Source organism: Streptomyces sp. ML-6 (assembly GCF_030116705.1).
Lineage (GTDB): Bacteria > Actinomycetota > Actinomycetes > Streptomycetales > Streptomycetaceae > Streptomyces.
Genome location: NZ_JAOTIK010000001.1, coordinates 1,099,518 through 1,117,502 on the forward strand (window position 1 = coordinate 1,099,518; position 17,985 = coordinate 1,117,502).

General features: G+C 71.4%; 17 protein-coding genes. 2 read left to right on the top strand and 15 right to left on the bottom strand.

Features of this window, described 5'->3' with window-relative positions:
• Window positions 1-71: 71 nt before the first annotated feature.
• Complete coding sequence (gene pyrR, locus OCT49_RS04755) at window positions 72-656, bottom strand: bifunctional pyr operon transcriptional regulator/uracil phosphoribosyltransferase PyrR (protein ID WP_283850644.1); 585 nt, start codon at window positions 654-656, stop codon at window positions 72-74.
• Window positions 657-878: 222 nt separating this feature from the next.
• Between pyrR and bldD the strand changes: the two genes are divergently transcribed.
• Complete coding sequence (gene bldD / locus OCT49_RS04760; RefSeq protein ID WP_014044812.1) at window positions 879-1,379, top strand: transcriptional regulator BldD; 501 nt, start codon at window positions 879-881, stop codon at window positions 1,377-1,379.
• 184 nt (window positions 1,380-1,563) lie between these two features.
• Here the strand turns inward: bldD and nusB are convergent, their stop codons facing one another.
• From nusB to OCT49_RS04825, 13 genes are all read right to left on the bottom strand, one after another.
• Complete coding sequence (nusB, locus tag OCT49_RS04765; RefSeq protein ID WP_148833333.1) at window positions 1,564-1,995, bottom strand: transcription antitermination factor NusB; 432 nt, start codon at window positions 1,993-1,995, stop codon at window positions 1,564-1,566.
• A 2-nt stretch (window positions 1,996-1,997) separates the two neighbouring features.
• Complete coding sequence (efp, locus tag OCT49_RS04770) at window positions 1,998-2,564, bottom strand: elongation factor P (RefSeq protein ID WP_283850645.1); 567 nt, start codon at window positions 2,562-2,564, stop codon at window positions 1,998-2,000.
• Between the two features lie 50 nt (window positions 2,565-2,614).
• Window positions 2,615-3,721: a M24 family metallopeptidase gene (locus tag OCT49_RS04775; protein ID WP_283850646.1), complete on the bottom strand. Its 1,107-nt coding sequence runs from the start codon at window positions 3,719-3,721 to the stop codon at window positions 2,615-2,617.
• A gap of 74 nt (window positions 3,722-3,795) precedes the next feature.
• Window positions 3,796-4,620: a Pro-rich N-terminal domain-containing protein gene (locus OCT49_RS04780; protein ID WP_283850647.1), complete on the bottom strand. Its 825-nt coding sequence runs from the start codon at window positions 4,618-4,620 to the stop codon at window positions 3,796-3,798.
• A gap of 137 nt (window positions 4,621-4,757) precedes the next feature.
• Window positions 4,758-5,198: a type II 3-dehydroquinate dehydratase gene (gene aroQ / locus OCT49_RS04785; RefSeq protein ID WP_283850648.1), complete on the bottom strand. Its 441-nt coding sequence runs from the start codon at window positions 5,196-5,198 to the stop codon at window positions 4,758-4,760.
• Window positions 5,195-6,841: a 3-dehydroquinate synthase gene (gene aroB, locus OCT49_RS04790; RefSeq protein ID WP_283850649.1), complete on the bottom strand. Its 1,647-nt coding sequence runs from the start codon at window positions 6,839-6,841 to the stop codon at window positions 5,195-5,197. The genes aroQ and aroB overlap by 4 nt, the downstream gene beginning before the upstream one ends.
• Window positions 6,838-8,022 (bottom strand): chorismate synthase, encoded by a 1,185-nt coding sequence (aroC, locus tag OCT49_RS04795; RefSeq protein WP_283850650.1) that lies wholly within the window; start codon window positions 8,020-8,022, stop codon window positions 6,838-6,840. The genes aroB and aroC overlap by 4 nt, the downstream gene beginning before the upstream one ends.
• 146 nt (window positions 8,023-8,168) lie before the next feature.
• Window positions 8,169-9,005 (bottom strand): shikimate dehydrogenase, encoded by an 837-nt coding sequence (locus OCT49_RS04800; RefSeq protein WP_283850651.1) that lies wholly within the window; start codon window positions 9,003-9,005, stop codon window positions 8,169-8,171.
• Window positions 8,992-10,770, bottom strand: coding sequence for an endolytic transglycosylase MltG (gene mltG / locus OCT49_RS04805; protein ID WP_283850652.1), 1,779 nt, complete (start codon window positions 10,768-10,770; stop codon window positions 8,992-8,994). The genes OCT49_RS04800 and mltG overlap by 14 nt, the downstream gene beginning before the upstream one ends.
• 95 nt (window positions 10,771-10,865) lie before the next feature.
• Complete coding sequence (gene ruvX, locus OCT49_RS04810; RefSeq protein WP_187438458.1) at window positions 10,866-11,330, bottom strand: Holliday junction resolvase RuvX; 465 nt, start codon at window positions 11,328-11,330, stop codon at window positions 10,866-10,868.
• Window positions 11,331-11,347: 17 nt separating this feature from the next.
• Window positions 11,348-14,017 carry an alanine--tRNA ligase gene (alaS, locus tag OCT49_RS04815; RefSeq protein ID WP_283850653.1) on the bottom strand — a complete coding sequence of 890 codons (2,670 nt, stop codon included), beginning with the start codon at window positions 14,015-14,017 and terminating at the stop codon, window positions 11,348-11,350.
• Window positions 14,017-14,379 carry a DUF6167 family protein gene (locus OCT49_RS04820; RefSeq protein ID WP_283850654.1) on the bottom strand — a complete coding sequence of 121 codons (363 nt, stop codon included), beginning with the start codon at window positions 14,377-14,379 and terminating at the stop codon, window positions 14,017-14,019. Before OCT49_RS04820 ends, alaS begins: the two co-directional genes overlap by 1 nt.
• Window positions 14,380-14,386: 7 nt before the next feature.
• On the bottom strand, window positions 14,387-14,824 hold the full coding sequence (locus OCT49_RS04825) for a DUF948 domain-containing protein (RefSeq protein WP_283855667.1): 438 nt from the start codon (window positions 14,822-14,824) through the stop codon (window positions 14,387-14,389).
• 222 nt (window positions 14,825-15,046) lie between these two features.
• Between OCT49_RS04825 and OCT49_RS04830 the strand changes: the two genes are divergently transcribed.
• Window positions 15,047-17,236 (top strand): ATP-binding protein, encoded by a 2,190-nt coding sequence (locus tag OCT49_RS04830; protein WP_283850655.1) that lies wholly within the window; start codon window positions 15,047-15,049, stop codon window positions 17,234-17,236.
• 15 nt (window positions 17,237-17,251) lie between these two features.
• Here OCT49_RS04830 and rpsD read toward each other — a convergent pair whose 3' ends face one another.
• On the bottom strand, window positions 17,252-17,866 hold the full coding sequence (gene rpsD / locus OCT49_RS04835; RefSeq protein ID WP_283850656.1) for a 30S ribosomal protein S4: 615 nt from the start codon (window positions 17,864-17,866) through the stop codon (window positions 17,252-17,254).
• Between the last annotated feature and the right edge of the window lie 119 nt (window positions 17,867-17,985).

The window sequence follows — 17,985 nt, forward strand, 5'->3', positions numbered from 1 at the left end:
GAGGGTGAGGGCGTGCGGGCGTGCGAAAGCCGCCGTACGGACTCGAAGGGCGTCGTACGGGTGGGGTGCGGTTACTGCTCGCCCGCCGGGGAGGCCTGCTGGACACCGAGCAGCACGGCGTCGCGGCCGTCCTCCTCGGCGAGCTGGACCTTGACCGTCTCCCGCAGCGACGTGGGGAGGTTCTTGCCGACGTAGTCGGCGCGGATCGGGAGTTCGCGGTGGCCGCGGTCGACGAGGACGGCGAGCTGCACGGCGCGGGGGCGGCCGATGTCGCCCAGCGCGTCGAGCGCGGCGCGGATCGTGCGTCCCGAGAAGAGGACGTCGTCGACGAGCACGACCAGCCGGCCCTCGATGCCCTCGCCGGGGATCTCGGTGCGGGCCAGGGCGCGCGCCGGGCGCAGCCGCAGGTCGTCGCGGTACATGGTGATGTCGAGGGAGCCGACCGGCATCTTTCCGCCGGTGATCTCCTCCAGCTTCTCGGCCAGCCGGCGGGCGAGGAAGACGCCGCGCGTCGGGATGCCGAGGAGCACCACGTCGTCGGCGCCCTTGGCGCGTTCGACGATCTCGTGGGCGATCCGGGTCAGTACCCGGGCGATGTCGGGGGCCTCCAGAACGGGGCGTGCCGCATTGCCGGGGGCTTCATGCTGTGCGTCCATAAGAAACGGACCTCCTTCTCCGCCTCACGGGACGGACCTTAAAGGACGTCGAAATTGCGTCATCCACGTTACCAGGGCTTGCGCGGAGCCCCGGTGGCGCCCCCGGGAGGTGCCGGTACGGACCTTTCGGCTTGACGCAGCCAAGTAACGCTGCGTAACCTCACAGTGAGTCACCAGCCACTGCGGCGGAGCCGCAGAATGTTCCAGCGTCCGGGGAGCTTTATGTCCAGCGAATACGCAAAACAGCTCGGGGCCAAACTCCGTGCCATCCGCACCCAGCAGGGCCTTTCCCTCCATGGCGTGGAGGAGAAGTCCCAGGGCCGCTGGAAGGCCGTCGTAGTCGGCTCGTACGAGCGCGGTGACCGCGCCGTGACGGTGCAGCGCCTCGCCGAGCTCGCGGACTTCTACGGGGTCCCGGTGCAGGAGCTCCTGCCGGGCACGACGCCCGGCGGTGCCGCCGAGCCGCCGCCGAAGCTCGTGCTGGACCTGGAGCGCCTCGCCCACGTCCCGCCGGAGAAGGCCGGTCCGCTGCAGCGCTACGCGGCGACGATCCAGAGCCAGCGCGGCGACTACAACGGCAAGGTGCTCTCGATCCGCCAGGACGACCTGCGCACGCTGGCCGTGATCTACGACCAGTCGCCGTCCGTGCTGACGGAGCAGCTGATCAGCTGGGGCGTGCTGGACGCGGACGCGCGCCGCGCCGTCGCCCACGAAGAGGGCTGACGCCCCACCGAAGAAACGTACCGCCGTGCCGGTGCGAGTTCCCCCTTCGGGGTGCCCGTACCGGCACGGTTTTTTCGTGCGCGATCTCATGTCCGCGTACGGAACGGCCACCGCCCGGGCGCCGTACGGCGAAGGCCCACGGTCGGGTGACCGTGAGCCTTCGCCGGCTGGGCGCCGCCGCGGGTCACTGCTCCCGGCGGAGCTTCGGCTTGAGGTCCTTGAACCGGGCGAGCAGCCCGTTCACGAAGGACGGCGACTCGTCGGTGGAGAATTCCTTGGCGAGCTGGACCGCCTCGTCGAGCACCACCGCGTCCGGGGTTCCGTCCACCCAGATCAGCTCGTACGCACCGAGCCGCAGGATGTTCCGGTCGACGACCGGCATGCGGTCGATCTCCCAGTCCACCGCGTAGGTCGCGATGAGGTCGTCGATCCGGTCCGCGTACTGCGCGTACCCCTCGACGAGCTCCATCGTGTACTCGGTGACCGGGGGCTGACGGCTGTCGGTCCGCGAGTGCCGCACCCAGTCCGCGAGGACCGTCTGCACGGACGCACCGCGCTGGTCGGCCTCGAAGAGGATCTGGAAGGCACGCTTGCGGGCCGTGTTACGGGCAGCCACGGTTAGCTGTTCACCCGGCCGAGGTAGTCGCTGGTGCGGGTGTCGACCTTGATCTTCTCACCGGTGGTGATGAAGAGCGGGACCTGGATCTGGTGGCCGGTCTCCAGGGTGGCGGGCTTGGTGCCACCGGTGGAGCGGTCGCCCTGGACGCCCGGCTCGGTCTCCTGGATGACGAGCTCGACGGCGGCCGGGAGCTCGACGTAGAGCACCTCGCCCTCGTGCTGCGCCACGGAGGCGGTGAAGCCCTCGATCAGGAAGTTGGCGGCGCTGCCGACGGCCTTGCGGTCGACGTGGAGCTGGTCGTAGGTCTCCATGTCCATGAAGACGAAGTAGTCGCCGTCCATGTAGGAGAACTGCATGTCGCGACGGTCGATGGTGGCCGTTTCGACCTTCACGCCGGCGTTGAACGTCTTGTCGACGACCTTGCCGGAGAGCACGTTCTTGAGCTTGGTGCGCACGAAGGCCGGGCCCTTGCCGGGCTTGACGTGCTGGAACTCGACGACGGACCAGAGCTGGCCTCCGTCGAGCTTGAGCACCATGCCGTTCTTGAGGTCGTTCGTGGAAGCCACGGTTGCGGAATCTCCTGGACTTAAGCTGGTGGAACGGCCGAGGATGCGCGCTAGAGCGCGAGCAGCTCCTTGGTCGTAATGGTGAGTAGCTCGGGTCCGCCGTCCGCCTCGGGGCGCACGACGAGCGTGTCATCGATCCGGACTCCGCCCCGGCCCGGGAGGTGGACCCCCGGTTCGACGGTGACCGGCACACAAGCGTCCAGTTTACCCATGGCCGCAGGTGCCAGCTGCGGGTCCTCGTCGATTTCGAGTCCCACTCCGTGCCCGGTCCACGGCACGAGGTCCCCTCCGTGGTCCGCGGAGTCCAGCAGGTGCCGGGCCGCGCGGTCCACGTCGCGGTAGGCCGCGCCCGGCACGAGGGCCTCGCGTCCGGCCCGCTGAGCGGCGAAGACGAGGTCGTAGAGCTCGATCTGCCAGTCGGCCGGCGTCGTGCCGATGACGAAGGTGCGGCCGATCTCGCAGCGGTAGCCGCGGTAGTTCGCGCCGAGGCAGACGGAGAGGAAATCCCCTTCCTCCACCCGCCGGTCCGAGGGCCGGTGACGCCCCTGGCCGGAATTCGGGCCGGTGGCCACGGAGGTGGGGAAGGCGGGACCGTCGGCGCCGTGGTCCACCAGCCGGCGCTCCAGCTCCAGGGCGAGGTGGCGTTCGGTGCGGCCGACCAGGATGGATTCGAGGAGCTCGCCCAGGGCCTGGTCGGTGATCTCGGCGGCGATCCGCAGGCAGGCGATCTCCTCCTCGTCCTTCACCACCCGCAGGTGCTCGACGGTGGCGCCCAGGTCGGTCAGCCGCATCCGGGGCGCGGCCGAGCCCATGGCCCGGTGGCGGGAGACCGTCAGGTGGTGCTCCTCCACGGCCAGGGTGTCCGCCCCCGAGGAGGCGGCGAGGCCCGCGGCCTCCACCGCCGGATCGCCGTCGAGGGCCGGCAGCGCGAGGACGCGCAGCCGGTCGTCGATGCGGCCCTCGGCGGGACCGCCGGGCGGGCCCTCGGGGCGGAACAGGACGTCCCCGGCGGGCCCGAGCAGCAGCACGGCCCCCGGTGGCGCCCCGCCCGCGAGATAGCGGACGTTGGCGGGACGGGAGACCAGGGCGGCCGCGGACCCGGCGGCGGCGCACCGGTCGCGGAGCATCCCTCGGCGGACGGCGTACACCTCTGACATGTCACGAGCCTACGAGCGGTGGCACCGGCCTGCTCGGTCAGCGCACCCGACCGGGGCCGTCCGGTGGCGGCGGGCTACCAGGCCGGGGGGCTGGCTATGGACCGGGCGAGTACGTCGTCGAGGACGCGGGCGGTGGTCTCCACGTCGTACGTGGAGTTGTCGATGATCGGCAGCCCGGAGCCGTACCACCCGGCCATCCTGCCGTGGATCCGGGCGACCTCCTCGTCCGAGAGGCGGCGGTTCCCGCTGCGGGCGGCGTTGCGCTCCAGGACGATCTCCAGGCCCGGGAGCAGGACGACGGGCAGCAGTCCGGGGCCGACGTGGCGCTTCCAGCCGCCGAGGCCGACGACCGGCCGGTCCGGGAAGACCGCGTCGTCGAGGATGCAGGAGATGCCGTTGGCGAGGAAGTTGCGGGCGGCGAAGCCGCAGGTGCGACGGGCAAGGCGGTACTGCGCCTCGGAGTTGTCGTTCCACCCGGACTGCGGGTCGGCGAAGCCGGAGCAGACCCATTCGCGGACGTCGTCGAGGCTGACGTGGGCGGTGGGGACCCGGCGGCGGCTGGCCCAGAGCCTGGCCACGGTGGTCTTGCCGGCGCCCGCGGGGCCGATCAGCAGGACGGCGAGCGTCGCCCCGCCGGTGCCGGGCTCGGCTGGCGGCGCGGGCAGCGGGACGGGGCCGGCGGGCGGCAGCTGGACGTGCCCGGTGGTCTCCCTGGCGGGCGGCGCCGGGGCGTGGTTCGGGGCCGGCCCGCTCCAGCCCTGGGGCGCCGGAGGGGCGGTGGGCGGCGGCGGCCCCGGCGGACCGGGGTGGCCGGGGTGCTGGGACTGGTGCGTCCAGCCGACGGGCCCACTGCCGGGGCCCTGTGGCGGCGGCAGCGGAGTCCCCACTGCGTGCTGCATCCGGTGCCACTCCGTCTCGTACAGGCAACTGGCGCTGATGGACGGCAACCGTACCGTCCCCGGCCGCCACAAGGACAACGGCCGGGGGCGGTCCGCAGTGCCCGGGCGGCCGGTATTCCGCCCGATCCGCCGGTCCGTCAGCCGGTCAGTTCGTCCGCGAGGGCGCGCAGGGCCAGGCGGTAGGAGCCGATGCCGAATCCGGCCACGGTCCCGGTCGCCACCGGCGCGATCACGGAATGGTGGCGGAATTCCTCCCGTGCGTACGGGTTCGAGATGTGCACCTCGATCAGCGGGGCGGTGCGCTGGGCCGCCGCGTCCCGCATCCCGTACGAGTAGTGGGTGAACGCTCCGGGATTGACAATGACCGGAATTGAACCGTCCGCGGCCTCGTGGAGCCAGCGGATCAGCTCGCCCTCGTCATTGGTCTCGCGGACGTCGACGTCGAAGCCGAGCTCCTTGCCGAGCTCCCGGCAGGTCTCGACGAGCCCGGCGTAGGACGTGGCACCGTACACGTCGGGCTCGCGGGAGCCGAGGCGGCCGAGGTTCGGCCCGTTGAGGACGAGGACCCGACGGGTCACGCCGACACCTCCCCGTAGGCGGCGAGCAGCACGGCCGGGTCCGGGCCCTCCAGCACGGTGGGCTTGCCGAGGCCGTCCAGGACGATGAAGCGCAGCAGGTCGCCGCGGGACTTCTTGTCGACCTTCATGGTCTCCAGCAGCCTGGGCCACTGGTCGCCGCGGTAGGTCAACGGCAGGCCGACGGACTCCAGCACGGTGCGGTGCCGGTCGGCGGTGGCGTCGTCGAGGCGTCCGGCGAGCCGGCCCAGTTCGGCGGCGAAGACCATGCCGACCGAGACGGCGGCGCCGTGGCGCCACTTGTAGCGCTCGTTCTTCTCGATGGCGTGGGCCAGGGTGTGGCCGTAGTTGAGGATCTCGCGCAGCCCGGACTCCTTGAGGTCGCTGGAGACGACCTCGGCCTTGACCTTGATGGCGCGCTCGATCAGCTCGGCGGTGTGCGGTCCGGTGGGCGTGCGGGCACCCTCCGGGTCCGCCTCGACGAGGTCGAGGATCACCGGGTCGGAGATGAAGCCGGCCTTGATGACCTCGGCCATGCCGCTGACGTAGTCGTGCACCGGCAGCGAGTCCAGCGCCGCGAGGTCGCAGAGGACCCCGGCCGGCGGGTGGAAGGCGCCGACGAGGTTCTTGCCCTCGGCGGTGTTGATGCCGGTCTTGCCGCCGACGGCCGCGTCGACCATGGCGAGCACGGTCGTGGGGACGGCGATCCAGCGCACTCCGCGCAGCCAGGTGGCCGCGACGAATCCGGCCAGGTCGGTGGTGGCTCCGCCGCCGACGCCGACGATCACGTCGGTGCGGGTGAAGCCGGTCTGTCCGAGCGCCTTCCAGCAGTACGCCGCGACCTCGGCGGTCTTGGCCTCCTCGGCGTTGGGCAGCTGGATCGCGATGGCCTCGTAGCCCTGCTCGGCGAGGTCCTGACGGACCGCCTCACCGGTCTCGGCGAGCGCCTCGGGGTGCAGCACCGCGACCCGCTTGACGCGGTCGCCGACGAGTCCGGGCAGCTCGCCGAGGAGCTGCCTGCCGATCAGTACCTCGTACGGGTCGGTGCCCGCGCTGCCGGCGATCGGGATGCGGATGGGGCCCTGCTCGGTCATGGGTGTGCTCTCCCGGCCGGGGGCCACGGGGTCGTCCGTGCGCTCCGGCAGTTCCAGTGCGTCGAGGACCGCCTGGGCGACCTCTTCGGGGGTGCGCTCGTCGGTGGCGACGGTCGCCCGCGCCACCTCGGTGTACAGGTGACGACGGGCGTCCATCAGCTCGCGCCACTGCCGGCGCGGGTTGACGGCGAGCAGCGGGCGGGCGGTGCTCAGGCCGACCCGCCTGACGGCCGCCTCCACCTCCATCGAGAGGTAGACGACGGGGTGGCCGGCGAGCAGGGCGCGGGTCGTCGCGTCGAGCACGGCGCCGCCGCCGAGCGAGAGGACGCCGGTGTGCTCGGCGAGGGCGGTGTGCACCGCCCGGCGCTCCAGCTCGCGGAAGTGCTCCTCGCCCTCGTCGTAGAAGATCTCCGGGATCGGCTTGCCGGCCGTGGCCACGACGTCCGCGTCGGTGTCCCGGTAGCCGGTGCCGAGCCGGGCGGCGAGCAGTTCCCCGACCGTGGACTTGCCGACTCCCATCGGGCCGACGAGGACGACCAGCGGGCCGCTCATCGGATCTGGAGGTGGTCGAGGTACGACTGCACGTTGCGCCGGGTCTCGGGGACGCTGTCGCCGCCGAACTTCTCCGCGACGGCGTCGGCCAGGACCAGCGCGACCATCGCCTCGGCGACGATCCCCGCAGCCGGCACGGCACAGACATCGGAGCGCTGGTGGTGCGCCTTGGCGGGCTCGCCGGTGACGACGTCGACGGTGGCGAGCGCGCGCGGCACGGTGGCGATGGGCTTCATCGCGGCACGGACCCGCAGCAGCTCGCCGGTGGTGAGGCCGCCCTCGGTGCCGCCGGAGCGGCCGGAGGCGCGCCTGATGCCGTCCTCGGTGACCAGGATCTCGTCGTGCGCCTTCGAGCCGGGCACCCGGGCCAGGTCGAAGCCGTCGCCGACCTCGACGCCCTTGATCGCCTGGATGCCCATCAGGGCCGCCGCGAGCCGGGCGTCCAGCCGGCGGTCCCAGTGGACGTGCGAGCCGAGGCCCACGGGCACGCCGTACGCCAGCACCTCGACCACGCCGCCGAGGGTGTCGCCGTCCTTGTGGGCCTGGTCGATCTCGGCGACCATCGCCTTGCTCGCGTCGGCGTCCAGGCAGCGCACCGGGTCGGCGTCGAGCCGCTCGACGTCGGCGGGCGTGGGGTAGACCCCGTACGGCGCCTTCGCCGCGGCCAGCTCGACGACATGGCTGACGATCTCGATGCCGGCGGTCTCCTTGAGGTACGACTGCGCGACGGCGCCGAGCGCGACGCGGGCCGCCGTCTCCCGGGCGCTGGCGCGCTCCAGGATCGGCCGGGCCTCGTCGAAGCCGTACTTCTGCATGCCCGCGAGGTCGGCGTGGCCGGGCCGCGGGCGGGTCAGCGGGGCGTTGCGGGCCAGTTCGGCCAGTTCGGCGGGGTCGACCGGGTCGGCCGCCATCACCTGCTCCCACTTGGGCCATTCGGTGTTGCCCACCATCACGGCGACCGGGGAGCCCATGGTGAGGCCGTGGCGCACCCCGCCGAGGAAGGTGACCTCGTCCTTCTCGAACTTCATCCGCGCACCGCGGCCGTAACCGAGCCGCCGCCGGGCGAGTGCGTCCGCCACCATCTCCGTGGTGACCGGGACGCCGGCGGGAAGACCCTCCAGCGTCGCCACGAGTGCGGGGCCGTGCGACTCCCCCGCGGTCAGCCAGCGCAACCTGCTCAACGGTGCTCCTCATGCTCGCGCCTGGAACTGCGACGGCGCGACCGGGTGCGCGGCCCTGGCCCGCCACCTCGATCCTCCCACGGCCGGGGGCCCGAACCGGTCGCCGGTCCAGCAGACGGACGGATCGCACCGGCGGGGGCGGGGGCTCAGCGGGCGGCGAGCGCCGCTTCGCCGGCCCGGCGCATGGCCGCGAGCGGGGCGGGCGCGCGGCCCGTCATCTGCTCGACCTGGAGGACGGCCTGGTGCACCAGGAGGTCGAGACCTCCGACGACTGCGCCCGATCGGTCCGCCCAGGCTGCGGCGAGCCCGGTGGGCCAGGGCTCGTACAGCACGTCGAAGAGGGTTCCCGGCCGGTCCGGCACGGCGGCGGCCAGGGCGTCGGTGGCACCGGCCGGGGTGGTGGCGATGACCAGGGGGGCCCGCAGCGCCAGTTCGGCGTCCGCCCAGTCGGCGATCCGGACATCGACGCCGAGGCGTTCGCCCCAGCCGCGCATCTCCCGGCCCCGCTCCTGGCTGCGGACGTACGCCGTGACCGGTCCCGTGCACATCCCGGCCAGCGCGGCGAGCGCCGACGAGGCGGTCGCGCCCGCGCCGAGGACGGCGGCGGAGTCGGTCTTCTCCACCCCGCGTTCGCGCAGGGCGGCGACCATGCCGGGGATGTCGGTGTTGTCGCCGGTCAGCCGGCCGTCCTCGGTGAGGACGACGGTGTTGACCGCCTCCACCGAGGCGGCGGTCTCGCTGACGGAGTCCAGCAGCGGGATGACCGCCCGCTTCAACGGCATGGTCAGCGAGAGCCCGGCCCAGGTGGCGTCGAGGGACTCGACGAACCCGGGAAGCGCGGCCTCGTCGATCTCGAACCGTTCGTACGACCAGTCGGTGAGGCCGAGCTCGGCGTACGCGGCCCGGTGCAGCACTGGGGAGAGCGAGTGCGCGATGGGCGAGCCGAGGACGGCAGCGCGGTGGCGCCGGTCAGCGGAGGCCATGCTTTTCCTTGAACTTGTTGTTGAGCTTCTCGTGCTCGGCGACGGTCTTGGTGAACTGGGTCTTCTTGCCGTCGAGCGAGATGAAGAACATCCAGCCGTCATCGGTCGGATTGAGCGTCGCCCGCAGGGCGTCGTCACCCGGGTTGCCGATCGGCCCCGGCGGAAGGCCCTCGTGGTAATAGGTGTTGTACGGGTCCGGGTTGGTCCGGATCTCGTCCGAGCCGATCTTGATCTTGCTCTGGTTGTTCAGGTAATTGAACGCGGAGTCGAATTCGAGCTTGCGGTTCGAGACCGCGTTGTCCGGCTTCAGGCGGTTGTACACGACCTCGGCCATCTTGCGGAAGTCGTCGTGCGTGAGCCCCTCCGCCTGGACCAGGCTGGCGACGGTGAGGACCTGCCACGGGCCGTCCAGCTTGTACTTCTTGGCCGTCGCCTCGAAGTCGAGCTTGTCGTACTCCTCGTTGGCACGGGAGACCATCTTCTTCAGGATGGCCTCCGGCTTGGTCTCCTTGGTGACCGGGTAGGCGGCCGGGAAGAGGAAGCCTTCCAGCGGGTCCTTGATGTTCTTGTTGTCGCTCACCCAGTCGGGCAGGCCGAGACCGGACGCCTCGGCCTTGGCGATTCCCTTGGTCGTCCCCTTCTTGAGGCCCAGCTTCTTGTCGACCATCTCGTAGACGGCGACGTTGCGGGTGCCTTCGGGGATCACCAGGAGGTTCTGGCTGTTCGGGTCGACCATCATCTTCACGGCCTCGGCCGCGGACATCTCCTTGCGGAGCAGATAGACGCCCGCCTGGATCGACTTCCCCTTGGGGTTCTCGCTCTGTGCGGCGACGAACGCGTCGACGCTCTTGACCACACCCTGCTTCTTCAGGATGTTGCCGATGTCGTACCCGAACGCACCCTTGGGGATCTCCACCTCGACCGACCCCGAGCCGCTGCCCTCGTAGTCGGGCGCCGCGCCGAACTTGTCCTGCCAGTACGAGTAACCGAAGTAGGTCGCCCCGCCGAGGCCGCCGACCAGGACCAGCGAGACCACCAGGCAGGCGACGCCGTTGCGGCTCTTCTTCTTGCCCTTGCCGCCCCGGCGTTCGCTCCCGCCCCGGCCGCCGCGGCGGGAGGGCCGTGAGTCGTCCTCGTGCTCCTCGTCGTCCTCGACGTCCTTGTTCCTGCCGTCGGGGTCGTCGGAGCCCGTGAAGAAGGGGTGGGTCTCCTCCGGCTGGGCCTCCGGGTCCCAGTCGGGGTTCTGCGCGGGGGCCTGCTGGGGAGCGGTCTCGCGACGGCCCGGGGGCTGCGGCGGCGGGTACGCCTCCGCCGTGCCGTAGTAGTCGGAGGTCTCGCCGTAACCGCCCTGCCCGCCGCCGTACGGGTCGGCCTGCTGCGCGTCGTAGGGCATCGCGGCCTGCTGCCCGGTGTCCCAGCCGGTGTTGCCGTACTGGGGCTGCTGGGGCTGCTGGACCTGTTGCTGGGCCTGCTGCGCATAGGGGTCCTGCTGGGCCCCGTACGCGGACTGCTGCGGGTAGTGCTGCTGCTGCGCGTACGGGTCCTGCTGTGGCTGTTGCGCGTAGGGGTCCTGCTGCTGCGGCTGCTCCGCGTACGGAATCTGCTGCTGGTGCTGCGCGTACGGGTCCTGGGGGTAGGACTGCTGTCCGCCGCCGTACTGGCCCTGGCCGTGGGCGGACTGCTGTCCTCCCCACCCCTGGTCCCCGTACAAGGGGTCCTCGGGATGCCACGGTTCGGAGCCGGAGCCCCGGCCATACTCAGTCATCGATCCCCTAGAGCCGCGAGACGACGTTCCGTCTCTTTGCTGTGCGGCCCTGTGGAAGGCGCCGCCGCATCGCGCGGAACGTTACCGTATCGCGATCAGACAACCACTTCGACGCCTTCGCCCGGCGGCCTGCCCGACGCCCGTTCGGACTCCAGAGCGTTCTGAAGGATCACCACAGCGGCAGCTTGGTCGATGACGGAACGGCCTTTCCTGGACTTCACGCCCGAAGCGCGCAGCCCCTGACTGGCCGTTACTGTGGTCATCCTCTCGTCCACCAGGCGCACCGGCACGGGTGCGACCGAGCGGGCCACCTCCTGTGCGAAGACCCGGATCTTGGCGGCGGCCGGTCCCTCACCGCCGCCGAGGGACCGCGGCAGGCCGATGATGATCTCGATCGGCTCGTACTCCTCGACGATCTGCCCCAGCCGCCGGTGGGCCGCCGGGACGTCACGTCCCGGAACGGTCTCCACCGGCGTGGCGAGGATCCCGTCGGGGTCGCACGAGGCGACCCCGATCCGGGCGTCCCCGACGTCGATCGCGAGCCGGCGACCGCGACGCATGTCCGTCACTCCCGTCGTCACGCCGTCTCGGTGACGAGGCGCTCGACGGCGGCCACGGCCGCGCCGATGGCCTCGGGGTTCTGGCCGCCGCCCTGGGCGACGTCCGGCTTGCCGCCGCCACCGCCGCCGAGGGTCTTGGCGGCGGTGCGGACCAGGTCACCGGCCTTGAGTCCGCGCTCGCGGGCGGCCTCGTTGGTGGCGATCACGGTCAGCGGGCGGCCGTTGGCGGTGGTGAACAGGGCCACGACGGCCGGCCGGCCGCCCTGGATGCGGCCGCGGACGTCGAGGACGAGCTTGCGCAGGTCGTCGGCCGAGGTGCCGTCGGCGACCTGTCCGGTGACCAGGGCGACACCGCGGATGTCCTGGGCGGAGTCGACGAGTCCGGCGGCGGCCTGGAGGACCTTCTCCGCGCGGAACTTCTCGATCTCCTTCTCGGCGTCCTTCAGCTTGCCGAGCACGCCCGCGATCTTCTCCGGCAGCTCCTCGGGACGGCCCTTGACCAGCTCCTGGAGCTGGGCGACGACCGTGTGCTCCCGGGCGAGGAAGTTGTACGCGTCGACGCCCACGAGGGCCTCGATGCGGCGCACGCCGGAACCGATGGACGACTCGCCGAGCAGCTTCACCAGACCCAGCTGGGCGGTGTTGTGGACGTGCGTGCCGCCGCAGAGCTCCTTGGAGAAGTCGCCGATGGTGACGACGCGGACCTGCTCGCCGTACTTCTCGCCGAACTCGGCGATGGCGCCCTGCTTCTTGGCCTCGGCGATCGGCATGACCTCGGCCTGGACGTCGAGCTCGCGGGCGAGGACCTCGTTGATCTTCTGCTCGACGTCGGTGAGGACCGTGCCGGGTACGGCGGCGGGCGAGCCGAAGTCGAAGCGGAAGCGGCCGGGGGAGTTCTCCGAACCGGCCTGGGCGGCCGTCGGGCCCAGCGCGTCGCGCAGCGCCTGGTGCGTGAGGTGCGTGGCGCTGTGGGCACGGGCGATGGCGCGGCGGCGGGTGGTGTCGATGGCGGCGTAGGCGGACGATCCGACGGTCACCTCGCCGACCTGCACCGAGCCCTTGTGGACGGAGACGCCGGGAACGGGCTGCTGGACGTCGCGCACCTGGATGACGGCGCCGCTGTCGAGCCGGATCCGGCCCTGGTCGGCGAGCTGGCCGCCGCCCTCGGCGTAGAACGGGGTGCGGTCCAGGACGACCTCGACCTCGTCGCCCTCGGAGGCGGCGGGCGAGGGCACGCCGTCGACGAGCAGGCCGACGACGGTCGACTCGCCCTCGGTGGCGGTGTAGCCGGTGAACTCGGTGACGCCGGAGTTGTCGGCGACCTCGCGGTAGGCGGACAGGTCGGCGTGGCCGGTCTTCTTGGCCTTGGCGTCGGCCTTGGCGCGCTCCCGCTGCTCCTTCATCAGGCGGCGGAAGCCCTCCTCGTCCACCGAGAGGCCCTGTTCGGCGGCCATCTCCAGGGTGAGGTCGATCGGGAAGCCCCAGGTGTCGTGGAGCAGGAACGCCTTGTCGCCGGCGAGGACCTTGCCGCCGGCGGCCTTGGTCTCCGTGACGGCGGTGTCGAGGATGTTGGTGCCGCCCTTGAGGGCCTTGAGGAAGGCGGCCTCCTCGGCGAGGGCGACGCTCTCGATGCGCTTGCGGTCGGTGATCAGCTCCGGGTACTGCTGCCCCATCGTGTCGATCACGACGTCGACCAGGTCCTTGACGACCGGTCCGGTGGCGCCCAGCAGCCGCATGTTGCGGATGGCCCGGCGCATGATGCGGCGCAGCACGTAGCCGCGGCCCTCGTTGCCCGGGGTGACGCCGTCGCCGATGAGCATCACGGAGGTGCGGATGTGGTCGGCGACCACGCGCAGGGAGACGTCACTGGTGTGGGCCGCGCCGTAGGCGACGCCGGTGAGCTCGGTGGCCTTGTCGATGACGACCTTGAGCGTGTCCGTCTCGTACATGTTCTGCACGCCCTGCAGGATCATGGCGAGGCGTTCCAGGCCGAGGCCCGTGTCGATGTTCTTCGACGGCAGGTCGCCGAGGATCGGGAAGTCCTCCTTGCCGTCCCCGGCGCCGCGCTCGTACTGCATGAAGACCAGGTTCCAGATCTCCACGTACCGCTCGTCGTTGACCGCCGGGCCGCCCTCGACGCCGAACTCGGGGCCGCGGTCGTAGTTGATCTCGGAGCAGGGGCCGCAGGGTCCGGGGACGCCCATGGACCAGAAGTTGTCCTTCTTGCCCAGGCGCTGGATGCGTTCGGCCGGTACGCCGACCTTCTCGCGCCAGATCTGCTCGGCCTCGTCGTCGTCGAGGTAGACCGTGATCCACAGCCGTTCGGGGTCGAGTCCGAAGCCGCCGTCCGCCACGGAGCTGGTGAGCAGCTCCCAGGAGAGCGTGATGGCGCCCTCCTTGAAGTAGTCGCCGAAGGAGAAGTTGCCGCACATCTGGAAGAACGTGCCGTGCCGGGTGGTCTTGCCGACCTCTTCGATGTCCGGCGTGCGGACGCACTTCTGCACGCTGGTGACGCGCGGGGCGGGCGGCTTGACCTCACCGAGGAAGTACGGCTTGAAGGGCACCATGCCCGCGGGAACCAGCAGCAGAGTCGGGTCGTCCGCGATGAGCGACGCCGAAGGGACGACGGTGTGACCGCGCTCCTCGAAGAAGCTCAGCCAGCGGCGACGAATTTCAGCCGACTCCATCAGTGGTCCTCATTCCGGTTGTACGAGTTGTAGGGGAGCTTGCGGTATTCGGTTGTCCCGAGGGCCCGGTCCGGGCCGGGGGGTTCGGGGGCCTCGACGGCGAAGTGCCGCCGGACCGGGAGGTCCGGATCGACCGGCGCCTCCAGGCCCAGCGCCTCGCCCAGTTCGGCCTCGCGCCGGGCCATGGACTCACGGACGTCCAGAGCGAAGTCCTTGAGCTTGTGCCCGGTCTCGATCGCCTTGTCCGCGGCCTGCGCCGCGAGGCTCTCGGGGGTCAGCTGCTTGAGCTTCCGGTTGACCTTGGTGGTGGCCCAGACACCGGCGGCGGCGCCGGCGGTGAACCAGAACGTACGGCGGAACATCGCTGCGTCAGCCCTTCGATCCGCGGGGGTCTCTGCCGCCGCGCTTCCTGCCGCGCGCGGACGGCACGGTGCGGCCGACGATCACCGTCCGGCGGGCGGTCTCCGGCTCGGGGGCGGATTTGCGGCCGATGGCCTGCCGGACCCCGTAGCCGAACGCGGCGACCTTGACGAGCGGGCCGCCAAAGGTCGAGGCGACGGTACTGGAGAGCGCGGAGGCGTTCGAGGTGACTTCCTGGACGTCCGTCGCGATCGCGTCGACCTTGTCGAGCTGGGTCTGCGCGGAACGCACGGTGGCGGAGGCGTCGGCCAGCAGCGGAACCGCCTGCTCCGTCACGTCCGCCACGAGTTTGGTGGTCGCCCTGAGCGTCTGGGCCAGCCTCACCAGTACGACGGCGAGGAACGAAACCAGGATCGCCCAGAAGACGGCCACCAGGATCCCGGCCACCTCTCCACCGGACACAGTGCACCGCTCTCTAGCTTGTCGCTGTTTTGTACTGCTCTGCCTGACTCTGATCGGTCCGGCGACCGCTGGCACGGCAGCCGGTCGTCGTTCCTTGAGCCTATCGCGCCGGTGGTCGCACCCCGTACCGCATTACCGGCCCGGCGGAGGGGAGCCGCTTTGAGGAGATTTTACGGAGAGCTCCCTTGCCGGTACTCTGCGTGTTCCATGCGACGCCCCCAGCGCCCCCTTTCGTCCCCCGGTGATCCGAGTGCTTTTGCCGCGCCGAGAAACCTCCCGGCGGAGCTGAGCAGTTTCGTGGGGCGGGAGAACGAACTCACCGACCTCGTCCGCCTGCTCGACGAGTCGCGGCTCGTCACCGTGGTCGGGGTGGGCGGCGTGGGCAAGTCCCGCTGCGTCAGCAGGATCGCCGCGCTTCTGGAGAAACGGTACTGCGACGGGGTCCGGGTGGCGGAGCTCTCCACCGTCCACGACCCCGAGCTGCTGGAACACGCCCTGGCGGACGCCCTGGGGCTCACCGACCACACCGGCAGACCGCCCCGCACCGCCCTCCTCGACCATCTGGCCCCGCGCCGGCTGCTTCTGGTGATCGACGGCTTCGAGCACCTGGTGGACGACTGCGCCGGGCTGGTGCGGGAGCTGCTGCGCCGGGCCCCCTGGCTGCGGGTGCTGGCCGCCGGGCGGCTGCCGCTGGAGCTGGACGGGGAGCTCGTCTTCCCGCTCCCGCCGATGACGGACGAGGACGCGATACGGCTCTTCGCCGAGCGGGCCGCCGCGGTGCGGCCGGGATTCCGGCTGACCGACCGCAATCGCGCGGTCACCCGGGAGCTGTGCCGCCGCCTGGACGGGATCCCGCTCGCGCTGGAGCTGGCCGCCGGACGGCTGCGCGCCCTGTCCCCCGAGCAGGTGCTCCAGCGCCTGGACGACCGCTTCCGGCTGCTGACCGGCTCCAGCCGCAGCGCGCCGGCGCGCCACCAGACCCTCCGCACGGCCATCGGCTGGAGCCACGAGCTCTGCGCCCCGGAACAGCGGCTGCTCTGGGCCCGGCTCTCGGTATTCGCAGGTCAGTTCGATCTGGAGTCCGTCGAATACATCTGCGGCGGTGCGGATCTGCCGGCCGAGTCGGTGCTCGACGTGCTGTCCGCGCTGCTGGCGCAGTCCGTCGTGCTGCGCGAGGACACCGAACAGGGCACCCGCTACCGGATGCTGGACACGATGCGGGAGTACGGCGCCGAGTGGCTGGCGGCCACCGGCGACGCGGACCGGCTGCGCCGTCGCCACCGGGACTGGTTCGTGGGGCTCGCGACCTGGTGCGAACTGGACTGGTTCGGCCCGCGACAGGCCGAGGTGGCCGCCCGCGCCGAGAGCGAGCTGCCGAATCTGCGGCAGGCGATGGAGTACTCGCTGGAGAGCCCGGGCGAGGCCCATCTCGCGCAGTACCTGGCCGGCACCCTCTGGTTCCTCTGGGTGGGCTGCGGCCGGCTCGCGGAGGGCCGGCACTGGCTGGACCACGTGCTGGAGGAGGACACCGCGCACGACTCCTCGCGGCTGAAGGCGCTGTGGGTGCTCGGGCAGGTGGCCGTGCTCCAGGGCGACCCGGTCGGCGCGATCTCCGCGCTCCAGGAGTGCCGGGACGAGGCGGAGCGGGCCGGTGACCCCAGGGCACTCGCGTACGCGGTGCACCGGCTGGGAGGTCTGGCGCTGGTCACCGACGACCTGGCCGGGGCACGGCGGCTGCTGGACGACGCGCTGGGCCGCTACCGGGAGCTCGGCGAGCTGAACAGCAATGTGCTGATGGCCCGGATCGAGCTGGCGACGGTGATCGGTTTCCAGGGGGACCCGGAAACCGCGGCCGGGATCTGCCAGGAGGTCCGGGAGGTCTGCGAGGACCACGGGGAGCAGTGGGCCCTGTCGTACGCGCTGTACGCGCTGGCCTTCGCGGCGCTGCAACGGGGCCGGCCGGACCGGGCCCGGGAGCTGCTCGGGAAGTGCCTGACGATCGGCCGCGCCTTCCACGACCTGCTCGGTTCGGTGCTCGCCCTGGAGCTGCTGGCGCTGGTGACGGCGGTCCAGGGCGATACCGCGGAGGCCGCGGTCCTCCAGGGGGCCGCCGACCGGATCTGGCCGTCGGTGGGGCTGCCGCTGTTCGGTTCGGCGCACTACGGGCAGCCCAGGTTCCGTTGCGAGCAGCTGGCCCGCCGGGAGCTGGGCGACGGCCCCTACGAGGCGGCCCTGCGCGCGGGCGGGCTGCTGGATCTGGACGCGGTGGTGGCCAGGGCACTGGCGGACGGCCCCGCGGACCGGGCGCGGCGTTCCGTGCCGCGGTCCGGTGCCGGGAAAAGGCGGCGGCCCACCGCCTCCCGTACATCCGGGAGGGGTGGGCCGGAACGCTCGTGAAACGACTGCGCCGGATCAGCGGGCGTAGTACTCGACGACGAGCTGCTCGTCGCAGATCACGGGGATTTCCTTGCGGTTCGGATCCCGGTCAAGGCGGAAGGCCAGGGCCTTCAGGTTCACCTGCAGGTAGCGCGGGGTCTCGCCGTCGGGGGCGTAGCCACCCTCACGAGCAACCTGGAAGGGGTGCTTGTCGCGGCTGCGCTCGCGGACCATGACGATGTCGTCGGGGCGCACGCGGAACGACGGCTTGTCGACCTTGCCACCGTTGACCTCGATGTGGCCGTGCACGACCATCTGGCGGGCCTGGTAGATGGTCTTGGCGATGCCCGAGCGCAGGACCAGGGCGTCGAGACGACGCTCCAGCTCGACGACGAGCGCCTCGCCCGTCTTGCCCTCGGCCTTCTTGGCGCGGTCGTAGGCGCGGGCCATCTGCTTCTCGCTGATGTCGTACTGCGCGCGCAGACGCTGCTTCTCCAGCAGACGGACCTTGTAGTCCGAGTTCTGCTTGCGGCCACGGCCGTGCTCGCCCGGCGGGTAGGGGCGGGCCTCGAAGTACTTGACGGCCTTCGGCGTCAGTGCGATGCCGAGCGCGCGGCTCTTCTTGACCTTGGGACGCGACTGGTTAGGCACGTTCTCCAGACCTCCGTTGTAGGTTAGGTTAGGCTCACCTTAGTTGAGGAGATCGCATGTCTCGCCCGGGGAACACCAGTCACATCACGGACAGCACTGACAGCGTCGACACCCCTCGG

Coding starts and splice junctions, on each gene's coding strand:
- bldD (WP_014044812.1), top strand. CDS start 879: ATGTCCAGCGAATACGCAAAACAGCTCGGGGCCAAACTCCGTGCCATC.
- OCT49_RS04800 (WP_283850651.1), bottom strand. CDS start 9,005: ATGGCCTCCGCTGACCGGCGCCACCGCGCTGCCGTCCTCGGCTCGCCC.
- pyrR (WP_283850644.1), bottom strand. CDS start 656: ATGGACGCACAGCATGAAGCCCCCGGCAATGCGGCACGCCCCGTTCTG.
- OCT49_RS04820 (WP_283850654.1), bottom strand. CDS start 14,379: ATGTTCCGCCGTACGTTCTGGTTCACCGCCGGCGCCGCCGCCGGTGTC.
- OCT49_RS04775 (WP_283850646.1), bottom strand. CDS start 3,721: ATGTCAGAGGTGTACGCCGTCCGCCGAGGGATGCTCCGCGACCGGTGC.
- mltG (WP_283850652.1), bottom strand. CDS start 10,770: ATGACTGAGTATGGCCGGGGCTCCGGCTCCGAACCGTGGCATCCCGAG.
- OCT49_RS04830 (WP_283850655.1), top strand. CDS start 15,047: ATGCGACGCCCCCAGCGCCCCCTTTCGTCCCCCGGTGATCCGAGTGCT.
- aroB (WP_283850649.1), bottom strand. CDS start 6,841: ATGAGCGGCCCGCTGGTCGTCCTCGTCGGCCCGATGGGAGTCGGCAAG.
- alaS (WP_283850653.1), bottom strand. CDS start 14,017: ATGGAGTCGGCTGAAATTCGTCGCCGCTGGCTGAGCTTCTTCGAGGAG.
- ruvX (WP_187438458.1), bottom strand. CDS start 11,330: ATGCGTCGCGGTCGCCGGCTCGCGATCGACGTCGGGGACGCCCGGATC.
- OCT49_RS04780 (WP_283850647.1), bottom strand. CDS start 4,620: ATGCAGCACGCAGTGGGGACTCCGCTGCCGCCGCCACAGGGCCCCGGC.